At 57.7% G+C, this 11,775-nt stretch carries 10 protein-coding genes and 1 pseudogene; 3 read left to right on the top strand and 8 right to left on the bottom strand.

What is annotated here, in order from left to right:
- The 6 genes and pseudogenes from gcvT to glyA all read right to left on the bottom strand — a co-directional run.
- Positions 1-118: pseudogene (gene gcvT, locus ACR0B5_RS21475) on the bottom strand (glycine cleavage system aminomethyltransferase GcvT); the annotation flags it as partial.
- A gap of 16 nt (positions 119-134) precedes the next feature.
- Positions 135-557, bottom strand: coding sequence for a universal stress protein (locus ACR0B5_RS21470; protein ID WP_170637793.1), 423 nt, complete (start codon positions 555-557; stop codon positions 135-137).
- Positions 558-635: 78 nt separating this feature from the next.
- Positions 636-2,009 (bottom strand): alanine/glycine:cation symporter family protein, encoded by a 1,374-nt coding sequence (locus tag ACR0B5_RS21465; protein ID WP_170380688.1) that lies wholly within the window; start codon positions 2,007-2,009, stop codon positions 636-638.
- A 24-nt stretch (positions 2,010-2,033) separates the two neighbouring features.
- Positions 2,034-2,978: a lipoyl synthase gene (lipA, locus tag ACR0B5_RS21460; protein ID WP_480543297.1), complete on the bottom strand. Its 945-nt coding sequence runs from the start codon at positions 2,976-2,978 to the stop codon at positions 2,034-2,036.
- Between the two features lie 14 nt (positions 2,979-2,992).
- Positions 2,993-4,375: a dihydrolipoyl dehydrogenase gene (gene lpdA / locus ACR0B5_RS21455; protein WP_480543295.1), complete on the bottom strand. Its 1,383-nt coding sequence runs from the start codon at positions 4,373-4,375 to the stop codon at positions 2,993-2,995.
- Positions 4,376-4,386: 11 nt separating this feature from the next.
- Positions 4,387-5,655: a serine hydroxymethyltransferase gene (gene glyA, locus ACR0B5_RS21450; RefSeq protein ID WP_480543293.1), complete on the bottom strand. Its 1,269-nt coding sequence runs from the start codon at positions 5,653-5,655 to the stop codon at positions 4,387-4,389.
- A 132-nt stretch (positions 5,656-5,787) separates the two neighbouring features.
- Here glyA and ACR0B5_RS21445 point away from each other — a divergent pair, with 132 nt between their 5' ends.
- Positions 5,788-6,390 carry a helix-turn-helix domain-containing protein gene (locus tag ACR0B5_RS21445; RefSeq protein WP_480543291.1) on the top strand — a complete coding sequence of 201 codons (603 nt, stop codon included), beginning with the start codon at positions 5,788-5,790 and terminating at the stop codon, positions 6,388-6,390.
- A gap of 1,014 nt (positions 6,391-7,404) precedes the next feature.
- On the top strand, positions 7,405-8,403 hold the full coding sequence (locus ACR0B5_RS21440) for a LacI family DNA-binding transcriptional regulator (RefSeq protein WP_480543289.1): 999 nt from the start codon (positions 7,405-7,407) through the stop codon (positions 8,401-8,403).
- Here ACR0B5_RS21440 and ACR0B5_RS21435 read toward each other — a convergent pair whose 3' ends face one another.
- Both ACR0B5_RS21435 and ACR0B5_RS21430 read right to left on the bottom strand, forming a co-directional pair.
- A complete protein-coding gene (locus ACR0B5_RS21435) occupies positions 8,404-9,537 on the bottom strand; it encodes a Gfo/Idh/MocA family protein (RefSeq protein WP_480543287.1) in 1,134 nt (377 codons plus the stop codon). It abuts the gene before it with no gap.
- Positions 9,538-9,575: 38 nt separating this feature from the next.
- A complete protein-coding gene (locus ACR0B5_RS21430) occupies positions 9,576-10,679 on the bottom strand; it encodes a Gfo/Idh/MocA family protein (protein WP_480543285.1) in 1,104 nt (367 codons plus the stop codon).
- A 113-nt stretch (positions 10,680-10,792) separates the two neighbouring features.
- On the opposite strand from ACR0B5_RS21430, the gene iolC reads away from it, so the two are divergent.
- Complete coding sequence (iolC, locus tag ACR0B5_RS21425) at positions 10,793-11,773, top strand: 5-dehydro-2-deoxygluconokinase (protein ID WP_480543283.1); 981 nt, start codon at positions 10,793-10,795, stop codon at positions 11,771-11,773.
- The last annotated feature ends 2 nt before the right edge of the window (positions 11,774-11,775 follow it).

Here is an 11,775-nt window from a genome sequence, read left to right as displayed (position 1 = left end):
GCTCCCCCATAATCCCCAACGGATATTGAACAGGCATCTCCCAGCCCGCAAAATCAACCATCTTTCCACCCAACTCAACGTGAAGAGAGTAAAGTGGAGTGCGATTCAGTGAAGTCATCTTTCTAACCTTTCAATCAGCGGGATTGGTCACGAACGACCGTCACGGTGCAGTGCGCATTCCGCACCACCCGGGCCAGGTTCGGGCCAATTTCATAGTTCGGGAAATCGCCCTTGGTGGAGGCCATGACAATCAGATCAAATCCCTCTTTGTAGGCGAGTTTCAGGATTTCACGGTAAACGCTGCCTTCTTCAATGTGGATCGCCACATCGGAGGCATCGCCGTGGTCCAGAATGGCCTGAACCGCGTTGCGGACGTGATCCTTTGCTCCGGCGCCATAGTTCGCGGGCAGGTTCGGAAGTTGGATAATCTCGGGGATGACGGCAACCGCGTGCAGTTCGGCACCGTAGAATTTCGCCTGTTCCAAAGCGACCGGCAGAGCCAGTTTCCAGGAACGGTCGTCGGTATGATCAATGGGCAGCAGGATTTTCGTGGCCATCACGTCTCTCCTCGAGATATGGAATTCTGTTTCAAAGGCGGGGGGCCGAATTGGCCCCCCGTTTTGGTCGGGCCGAGCTCATTCGGCAGGTTTTGCCTCCGGCTCTTCGGACTGGCCGCCCGAGGCGAAGAACTCTTTCGTCAGTTTGAAGACGATCGGGCTCAACAGGGCCAGGGCGATCAGGTTCGGAATAGCCATCATGGCGTTCAGCGTGTCTGCCAGCAGCCAGATGAAGCCCAGATCTGCTGTTGCGCCGAAGTAGATCATGACGATCCACAGGACGCGGTAGGGCATCAGGGATTTCACACCCAGCAGGAACTCGACGCATTTTTCGCCGTAGAAGGACCAACCGAGGATGGTGGTGAAGGCGAAGATCGACAGAGCGATGGCGATCAGATACCCGCCGATACCCGGCAGCGACAATTCGAACGCGTGGCTGGTCAGTGCCGCACCGGATTCACCCGATGTCCAGGCGCCCGACGCGATAATCGCCAGACCGGTGATCGAGCAGACGATGATGGTGTCGATGAACGTACCCAGCATCGCGATCAGGCCCTGGTTTACTGGACCTTTGGTCTCGGCTGCGGCGTGCGCAATCGGGGCGGAACCCAGCCCGGCTTCGTTCGAGAACACACCACGTGCCACACCAAAGCGGATGGCGGCCCAAACGGCAGCGCCCGCGAAACCGCCCTCTGCGGCGGACGGAGTGAACGCGTAGGTGAAGACGAGCGACAGCGCATGTCCGATGTTGCCGATGTTGATCAGCAGAACCAGCAGGCCCGCGATGATGTAAGCAACAGCCATGAACGGAACCAGTTTACCGGCAACCGCACCGATGCGAGTGATACCGCCCAGGATTACAGCTGCCGTTAGAACCATCAGAACAACGCCGGTGACCGAGGTGTTCAGTCCAAAGTTTGCTTCAAGAACCTGTGCCACACCGTTGGCCTGCACGCCGTTGCCGATGCCGAAGGCGGCGATCGCGCCGAACAGGGCGAATGCTACACCCAGCCACGCCCATTTCGCGCCGAGTCCATTCTTGATGTAGTACATCGGGCCGCCGACATAGTTACCCAACTCGTCTTTTTCACGATATTTCACGGCGCAGACAGCTTCGGCGTATTTGGTGGCCATGCCCACCAGGGCGGTCATCCACATCCAGAACAAGGCGCCTGGACCGCCCAGGAAGACAGCAGTGGCCACACCAGCGATGTTACCTGTACCGATGGTTGCCGACAGCGAGGTCATCAGCGCGTTGAATGGGCTAATCTGCCCTTCGCCCTGACCTTCCCGGCCTTTGAACAACAGGCTGAAGCCCGTGCCAATGCGCAGAATCGGCATGAATTTCAGCCCGACCTGCAGGAAGAAGCCAACGCCAAGGATGAGCACCAGCATCAGCGGCCCCCACACGACGCCATTGATGGCCCCTACGATTGAATTTAACGCTTCCATGGTATTCCTCCCTAGTGCGTCTGGTTATGCCCCGGCAGCAATTGCTCGTTGGCGAGCTTGCTTGAGGGCGGCAAAGTCTTCGTCCGCATGGAACGACGAACGGGTCAGCGGGGTGGCCGACACGTGTAGAAAGCCCTTGGAGCGCGCGATCTGCTCCAGCTGGGCGAACTCTTCCGGTGACCAGAACCGGTCGATCGGGTGATGTTTCGGGGTCGGTTGCAGGTATTGCCCGACTGTCAGGAAATCGACATTTGCGGCGCGCAGGTCATCCATCACTTGGCGGACGTCACTGAGGCTTTCACCAAGGCCGACCATCAGGCCGGATTTCGTAAAGATCTCAGGGTTTGCGCGCTTGGCATCGTCCAACAGGCGCAAAGACGTATAGTACCGCGCGCCGGGACGAATCGTCGGGTAAAGATGCGGCACAGTTTCCAGATTGTGGTTGAAAACGTCCGGCGCTGCTTCAAATACCAGATCTGCAGAAGTCCCTTTTCCCAAGAAGTCCGGAGTTAGAACTTCGACGGTAGTTTCAGGGTTTTGGTGCCGCACCGCTCGGATGGTCTGCGCGATGTGTTCGGCCCCGCCGTCTTCCAAATCATCGCGATCGACTGATGTGATCACCACATGATGAAGCCCCAGCTTCTTGACGGCCGCCGCGACACGGCCCGGTTCGAACACATCCAATGCATCCGGTCGACCGGTGGCCACGTTGCAGAAGGAACAGCCACGCGTGCAAACCTCGCCCATGATCATCATGGTGGCGTGGCGCTTGGACCAGCACTCGCCGATATTGGGACAGGCGGCCTCTTCGCAAACCGTCGCCAGGTTATGCTCGCGCATCAAGCGGCGGGTTTCATAATACTCGGTGCTGTCGCCCTTTTTCTTGCGAATCCACTTGGGCTTGCGGGGAATGACACTATCTGCCTTCTTGGCTTTTTCGGGGTGGCGGGGGCGAAGCTGGATGGTCATCTGGCGGCTCCTTCTTAAGCGTGGATCGCGCGGCCCAGAGCGTCGAGGCAGGCTTCTTTGACCGCCTCGCCCATAGCTGGATGTGCATGACAGGTGGAGGCGACCTCGGCGACGGTAGCACCTTTGGTCATCGCCAGAACGAGTTCCGCGATCAGATCACCGCCATGCGCACCGCAAATATGCGCGCCCAAAATTTTGCCGTTCGGGTCAGCCAAAACCTTGACCGCGCCGTCGGTTTCTCCGGTCGATCGCGCGCGCGAGTTGGCCATGAAAGCGAATTTGCCGACCAGGTATTCTTTACTGGCTTCTTTCAGTGCCTCTTCAGTCATACCGACCGAGGCAACCTCAGGGTCCGTGTAAACGACACCCGGCACGGTGTTGTAATCGACATGGCCGCCCTGCCCCGCCAACATCTCAACGCAGGCAATGCCATCTTCCTCGGCCTTATGGGCCAGCATCGGTCCGGGGACGCAGTCCCCGATCGCATAGATGCCGGGAACCGATGTGCGGAAGCTGTTGTCAACTTGAACAAAGCCGCGCGGGTCAAGAGCTATCCCCAATTCTTCCAGCCCCAACCCGCGCGTGACGGGCCGGCGTCCGACGGCGATCAGAACCTTGTCGGCTTCGATCACCTCTTCCTTGTCTTTGCCGACCCGGTCCAGAGTAAGCGTCAATCCGGTTTCGGACTTTTCAATGGCCTTCAGCGCGCGTCCCAACTGGAACTTCAAGCCGCGTTTGCTGAGTGCGCGCTGCGCCAGTTTCGCAATCTCACCGTCAATACCGGGCAGAACGCGGTCCAGATACTCAACCACTGTGACCTTGGCCCCAAGACGTGCCCAAACCTGACCCAGCTCTAGCCCGATCACCCCTGCCCCGACGACAACCAGATGATCAGGCACCGTGTCCAGCGCCAAGGCACCGGTTGAGCTGAGAACATCCTGCTCATCGATCTCGATACCGTTCAGCGGCGTCGGCTCAGACCCCGTGGCGATCAGGATATTCTTAGCCTCATAGATATCGTCGCCAACCTGCACCTGCCCGTCCGCCGGGATACGGGCCCAGCCTTCGATCAGCTCAACGCCGTTCTTCTTAAATAGAAAACCGATGCCCTTGGTAAGATCGCCAACAATCTTGTCCTTGCGCCCCATCATTGACGGCACGTCGATGCTGGCCCCCTCAACCGCAATGCCATGGGAGGAGAGATGTGCAAGCTCGGCATATTTGGCCGAGGAGGTCAGCAACGCTTTGGAGGGGATGCACCCCACATTCAAACAGGTTCCGCCCAGCGCCCCACGCCCTTCCACGCAAGCCACTTTCATACCCAGTTGAGCCGCGCGGATCGCAGCAACATAACCGCCGGGGCCGCCCCCGATGACGATGAGATCGTAAATGCTCATTGGGTGTTCTTTCAGTAGATTGGATAGTTGGCGCAGAGAGCGCGGACTTTTGCGCGGGTCTCGGCTTCGACGGTTGCATCGCCTTCAGGAGACTCACGCAGCGCATCGAGAACGTCGCCAATCAAATGGCCGATCTGAGTGAACTCATCAGGCCCAAAACCACGGCTACATCCAGCGGCTGTTCCCAGCCGGATACCGCTTGTGATCGTCGGCTTTTCCGGATCACCCGGAACGCTGTTCTTGTTGCAAGTGAACCCGGCGCGCTCGAGCGCGGCTTCTGCATCTTTGCCGGTAACACCAAGTGGTCGCAGGTCGACCAGCATAAGGTGGTTTTCTGTGCCGCCCGAAACGATATCACAACCACGCGCCATCATGACGTTTGCCAAAGCAGTGGCGCTGTCGACGACACGCTGCATGTAGTCCTTGAACTCTGGCTTCAACGCCTCGCCAAATGCGACGGCCTTACCCGCGATCACATGCATCAAGGGACCTCCCTGAAGTCCGGGGAACACGGCGGAGTTGATCTTCTTCGCCAACGCCTCGTCATTCGTCAGAATGATCCCGCCACGCGGACCGCGCAGGGTTTTGTGGGTCGTCGAGGTGACCACATGCGCATGACCAATTGGCGAGGGGTGCAGCCCGGTCGCAACTAGACCCGCGATATGCGCCATGTCAGCCAGTAGCCAGGCGCCAACCTCATCCGCGATCGCGCGGAACCGAGCGAAATCGATCTTTTGCGAATAGGCCGATGCGCCCGCGATGATCAGCTTTGGCTTTTCAGACCTGGCCAGCGCTTCGACTTGGCCATAGTCGATCAGCCCCTCTTCCGTCAGGCCGTACTGAACCGGGTGAAACCACTTGCCCGACTGCGCAGGTTTAGCACCGTGCGTCAGGTGACCACCGGCATCAAGCGACATGCCAAGGATTGTGTCACCGGGGCTGAGCAGCGCAAGCTTCACCGCTCCGTTTGCCTGCGCGCCAGAGTGTGGCTGAACGTTGGCGAACTCACAGCCGAACAACCTCTTCAATCGTTCGATCGCTTCAACCTCAACCTCATCCACATATTCGCAACCGCCGTAGTAGCGGCGACCGGGATAGCCCTCCGCGTACTTGTTCGTGAGAACAGAACCCTGAGCGTCGATCACAGCCTGCGAGACGATATTCTCGGACGCGATAAGCTCGATCTGTTCTGCTTGGCGCTTGCCTTCACGTGCAATCGAAGCAGCAATAACCGGATCTGCATCTTTGAGTGATTTTGTAAACAATGTTCCCTCCTCCATACTCGAATCCCAAGTACGAAATTTTGTTTCCTATAGTGGAAATCGGATACTCAAGGCAACATATATCTCGTACTTGTGAAGTTGTGTAAGGATGGGGAAATCGGTAACCTGCGGAAAATCAGGGAGATTTCTATGGTTGATGACAGCCTGAACGACGCCGTCGGGCCGGAAGAACAGGACGAAGGCGCTGCTTTGGGGCGCTCAATCCGGGATGCGCGCCGTGCAAAAGGGTGGACGTTGGAGGAAGCCGGACGGGCGGCGGGAATCGGTCGCTCGACACTTTCCAAGATCGAAAACAACCAGACGCGACCCAGCTTCGATATTGTTCGCAGACTGACCCAAGCGCTGGAAATGAGCACCCCGCAGCTGTTCCTGCAATCAGGTCAAAGTGGTATTTCGGGCCGCCGCGATTACACTCCAAAAGGCCAGGGCGAGATCAAGGACACACCGACATATCTGCACGAGTTGCTCTGCCCTGAACTAACCAGCAAGCGAATGCTGCCGTATATCGCAACGATCAAAGCCCGTGATGTGTCCGAGTTCGAGAACTGGATCAGACATTCAGGTGAAGAGTTCATGTATGTGATCAGTGGAGAGTTAACCTTTGTCTCCGAGCACTATCGCCCGTTGAACATGAAAGCTGGAGACTCGCTCTACTATGACAGCGGAATGGGTCACGGCTGCATCTCGACCAGCAAGGAAGACGCTAGAGTGTTGTGGGTTTCATTGGAATAGACCAAGTTTCGCATCCGATTTGGCCAACTGGGTTGGTTTCTCTCAAATCAGGGAAGAACTCGATAAGAGTACTGGCCTGAATGAAAAGCGCTTTTCCAAGAACAGCACCCAAAACAGTCAATGTCCGCTTGCGAACTAAATGGCTTGAGTTCATGCGAACGCAGTGAACTGCCGCATCATTACTTTCGACGACCATTTCCTATGAGAAGTTGTAGTCAACGGCACGCAAATGCTGGCGCTTGATCACGCGCTTGGCATCAAACCCGTCTATTGAATGAGAAGAGTGCGCTATCAAAACATACTGTTGGACCGCTGGGTGGATCGCTTAGGACGTAGCGACCAAGACGTGCCCGATATGATCAGGTACTTCATGAGGCAAAGAGTAGACGCGGGACTGGTGATCAACAACCTTGCGTTTGACGGAGCTTCAAAGGATCCCACGCAAGAACACATGACAGGCGGACTGATGGCCTTACTGCCTAGGCTCAGGCAAGAGCAAAGAAAAATCTCAGACAACAGATTTAGAGGCCCCACGGAACGCTGAAGCCAAGTTTCAAGGCAATAAACCCAGCAACAACAGACACAAGCCTGCACTCTTTGCGTACACCAAATGAAAGGCAAGGTTTTCAGCCTTAACTCACGTTCATAACTCAGTTGCGCCAATCCTGACCTCCGAAAGATCGTATATCAGAGGTGGCATGACGTAGCTCGGTGACCGGTCTCAGGTTTGCAGACTAAAAGTCCGAGAAACCTTAACCAGTATTGCTTTGAAAGAGTACGTCACGCCACGACCGGCGTCTTTGAAGCGCTGCTAAAAAATGAGCTTCAAGGTGAAGTCACGGTAGTTCGGTGCTCTAGTGACTCACTATCCTTCATTTAAAAGACGCACCTCCTAGACCGATATTCCTGAGGCATTGTTGCAACCGGTTGCAGCAATGCGGTCTTGGTGCATAATACTGACACCATGACACTACCCATCGCCCTCCCCGCCCAATTGCCTGCAAGGCACCTGCCATGAGCGTCACCCTCAAAGATGTTGCCGCGCTGGCGGGTGTGTCGCGATCAGCCGTGTCGCGCACCTTTACCGAAGGGGCCTCGGTCTCGGCCAAAACCCGCAGCAAGGTGGAAAAAGCCGCGAAAGAGCTTGGGTATAGCCCCAATGCGCTGGCCTCGTCGCTGACAACGGGGCGGACCAAGCTGATCGGGCTGATCTCGAACAACTTCCACAACCCGATCTTTTTGGAGGTATTCGACCAGTTCACCCGCGCTCTGCAAGAACGAGGACTGCGTCCTTTGATCGTGAACCTGACCGACGAGACCGAGCCTGCCAATTCAGTCCGGATGTTGCGGCAATACTCGGTCGATGCGGCCATCGTCGCCTCATCGACATTGCCCCCCAGTTTTGCCAAGGCGTTCCACGACGCTGGGGTTCCCGTCGTGCATACATTTGGCCGCTCGGCCACCTCGCCCGAGGTACATGTGGTTGGTATCGACAACGTGGAATGCGGGCGTATGGCCGCACGAGAGCTAGTGGCCCGGGGGTATAAACGCGTCGGGTATCTTGGGGGGCCGAAGGATGCGACCTCGTCAATGGACCGTTATCGCGGGTTCATCGAGGAAGCCGCGCAATATACGAACCTCGAAGTGTCCTATTCCTTCGCGCAGAACTACTCGTTCGATGCCGGGCGGGCCGAGATGCTGCGGCTGTTGGACGACACCCCTGCCGAGGGGTATTTCTGCGGCGATGACATCCTGTCGATTGGCGCGCTATCGGCCCTCAAGGATCATGGGCTGACGCCGGGACTCGACATCGGCATCATCGGCTTGAACGATATGGAAATGTCCCGTTGGGAAAGTGTGGACCTGACAACCATTCACCAGCCGATCAAGCAGATCATCAACGCCTCGGTGGATCTGGTCGAGGAGATGTTGAAAGAGCCTCAGAGATACCCTGAGGCCCGTATTTTCCCATGTCGGGTGATCGAGAGAGGCACGCTGCGCCCCCGTCCATGATTAACGGAACATTGGCGGACGAGCGTCTTTCCACGCGCCGTCCTCTTTGCCTGACGCGACGGCGGCATGAACGGCGGCGATCGAACGCACACCGTCTGAGGCGCCGGGCAGACCGTCGCGGGCCTCACCCCGGATCGCATCGGCCAGATCGCAGTAGATATTGGCCACAGCCAGCGGGAAGCCCTCGGGGTGGGCAATGGCCACGCGCGACAGGCGCTGAACTTCGTCATGCAGACCACCTTCGCCCTTTTCGATGATCTGGGTGCGCCCTCCGACTGGGGTGTAGATCAATTGGTTGGGCTGCTCAGACGCCCAGCGCAAACCGCCGGTTTCGCCAAACACTTGAATGTCGAACCCGTGTTGCCGCCCGATCGCCACGGACGACGTCCACAGGCGACCAACCGTTCCGCCTTCGGTGCGGAAATTGATCATCGCGTCATCTTCTAGCTCGCGGCTGGAAATGGTCGAGGCCATATCGGCGGACAGCGATTTCACCTGATCATCGCAGACAAAACTTGCCATATGCAGCGCATGAATGCCGCAATCGGCGAATTGGCCCGAGACACCCGCCATCGCCGGATCATAGCGCCAGCGGACCCGAGGGTTATCGGCATCCGTCGCATCGCCATGATGGCCATGGCTGAAATTGGTCACGACCAACCGCACCTTGCCGATATCTCCTGCCCGCACCATCGCACGGGCCTGCCGGACCATCGGATAGGCCGAGTAGCAGTAGTTCACCGCGCATATCTTGCCCGAGGCCTCGGCCACGCGCACGATCTCTTCGCCTTCTTCGACTGTCATGGTCATGGGCTTTTCGCACAGGACGTTGAAGCCGGCCTCAAGAAACGCCTTAGCGATTTCGAAATGGGTGGAGTTCGGCGTGGCAATCGTGACCAGATCAATCCTGTCGGGGCGGTCTTTTTCGCCTGCCAGCATGTCCTGCCAGCTGCCATAGGCGCGGTCGGCGTTGATACCCAACCGCTGAGCATATTCACGACCCACCTCGGGCCGATGATCCAGAGCGCCTGCCGCGAACTCGAACATCCCGTCCGCCTGCGCGCCCAACCGATGGGCAGGTCCGATCTGGCTGCCTTCGCCGCCACCAATCATGCCCCATTTCAGCTTTGCCATGGTCTTTGTCTCTCTTCAATTTTACGCAGCTAGAGCGATCAGAAATCGCCAATATTTTTCCACTGCCGTTGGTCGGACGAGGCCAGCGCAGCCGCCAGCACCCGGTTGACCTCATGCCCGTCGCGGAAGGTCGGCCAGATCGGATTGCCAGTGTGAATGGCTTGTAGGAAATCCTTGGCCTCGATGATGATCTGGTCCTGGTAGCCAGTTCCGTGGCCGGGGCCCTGGCAAAACGGCTCATAATCCGGATGGGCGGGGCCGGTCAGGATCTTGGTGAAGCCACGCTGCCCTTCTGGCCCCTCGCGGCGATAGAGCCAGAGGGCGTTCTGATCTTCCTGATCGAACCGGATTGCGCCCTTGGTGCCCGAGATTTCATAGGCATAGCCCATCTTGCGACCCGTCGCGACGCGGCTGAAATAGAGGTTGCCCATCACACCGTTTTCAAAGCGGCACATCATCTGGGCGTGATCGTCATTCGTGACCTCTCCGCCCGGGCGCGTGCGGTGCACGGTTTCGACATCAGCCATGACCTGCGCAATCGGGCCGATCAGCGCCAGAGCGCCGTTCACCATATGCGGGGCCAGATCTCCGATCGTGCCGTTGGCCATGCCGGTCGTGCGCCACGTGGCAGGGGCGTCGGGGTCAGCATAGAAATCCTCGGTATGTTCACCACGGAACCAGGTGATGTCGCCGATCTCACCGTCTGCAATCAGTTTGCGCGCATATTGGCTGGCAGGGGTGCGGATATAGTTGAAACCCACCATGTTGACGACGCCAGCTTCCTCGGCCGCACACGTCATCGCCTGGCTGTCCTCCAGCGATGCGCCCAAGGGTTTTTCGCACAAAACCGGCTTGCCCAAGGCAAAGGCCGCCTCTGCGATCTGGCGGTGCGTTTCCTGAGGCGAGGCGATGACAATTGCCTCCACCTTCTGATCCTCGACCAAGGCGCGCCAATCGTCGGTTGCGCGCTGGAACCCATAGGCCGTGCGGTACCGTTCGGCACTTTCGGGGGACGAGGCGCAAATTACCTCTAGCTGCGGACGCAGAGCAGTGTTGAACACGGCGCCCACGGCGGACATGGCAACAGAATGCGCCTTGCCCATATAGCCGCCACCAACAATTCCAATTCCGATTTCAGGCATCTGTCGCGGCTCCGAACATACTATTTGCAACCGGTTGCAAAATCAGTATCGTGTGAATCGATTCAACGCAAGGTCCAAACTTTGCCAACGACATTACGCCGGAGGAACATCACGTGAGCGCTTTGATCGAGGGCATCAAAGGAAATCGGTTTGCGGTTTTCGGCCGTGCCGGAATGGATATGTTTGCCGATCCAATCGGCGTCAAAAGCGAGGATGCCGACACTTTCCATGCCGATCTCGGCGGATCCTCGGCCAATATTTGCGCGGGTCTGGTCAAGCTCGGCAGTCAGGCATCATTGGTTACCTCGGTCTCGGACGATGCAGTTGGTCGATTCTGTCTGAACCGCCTGCAGCACTACGGTGTCGACACCTCTTACATCCGCGTTGTCGGCGGTGAGTTCCGCATATCCCTGGCGATCTATGAAAGCCGGGTCGAGAATTTTCAGAACGTCATCTACCGCAATGGGGCGGTCGATTTCCAAGTCACCGAAGAGGACATGGACCGGATCGATTATGCGACATTCTCAGCCGTGATATCCGCCGGAACTGTCTTTGCAGCGGAACCATCACGCGGTGCCACGTTTCGGGCTTTTGACAACGCCCGCGCCGCAGGGTTGCCAATAATCTTCGATATCGACTATCGCCCTTATAGCTGGCCATCGCCTGAAGTTGCGGCCGATGTCCTGTCCCGGGCCGGAGAGGCCAGCGACCTGATTGTCGGCAATGACGAGGAATTCGGCTTCATGGCCGGCGGCATCGAAAAAGGGTTCGCAAAGGCCAAGGAATTGGCCGAAAAGCCGGGCCGCATCGTCATATACAAGATGGGTGAAAAAGGTGCCGTCACGATGATGAACGGTCAGGAGATTCACACGGGCATCTACCCGGTTACCGCAGTCAAGCCTAACGGAGCAGGGGATAGCTTTATGGCTGGTTTGCTGGCCTCAATCGCCGCTGGCTATTCGCTAGAAGAAGCCGTCATGCGCGGCTCGGCCTGTGCATCCATCGTGGTTTCGAAACCCGGATGCGCCCCTGCCATGCCCACAACGTCCGAGCTGGATGCGTTTCTGGCTGACCACCCCGGCCCGACCAAATAGGA

This window comes from Ruegeria sp. AG1 (assembly GCF_056541705.1).
This window is presented reverse-complemented; position numbering and strand designations above follow the sequence as displayed.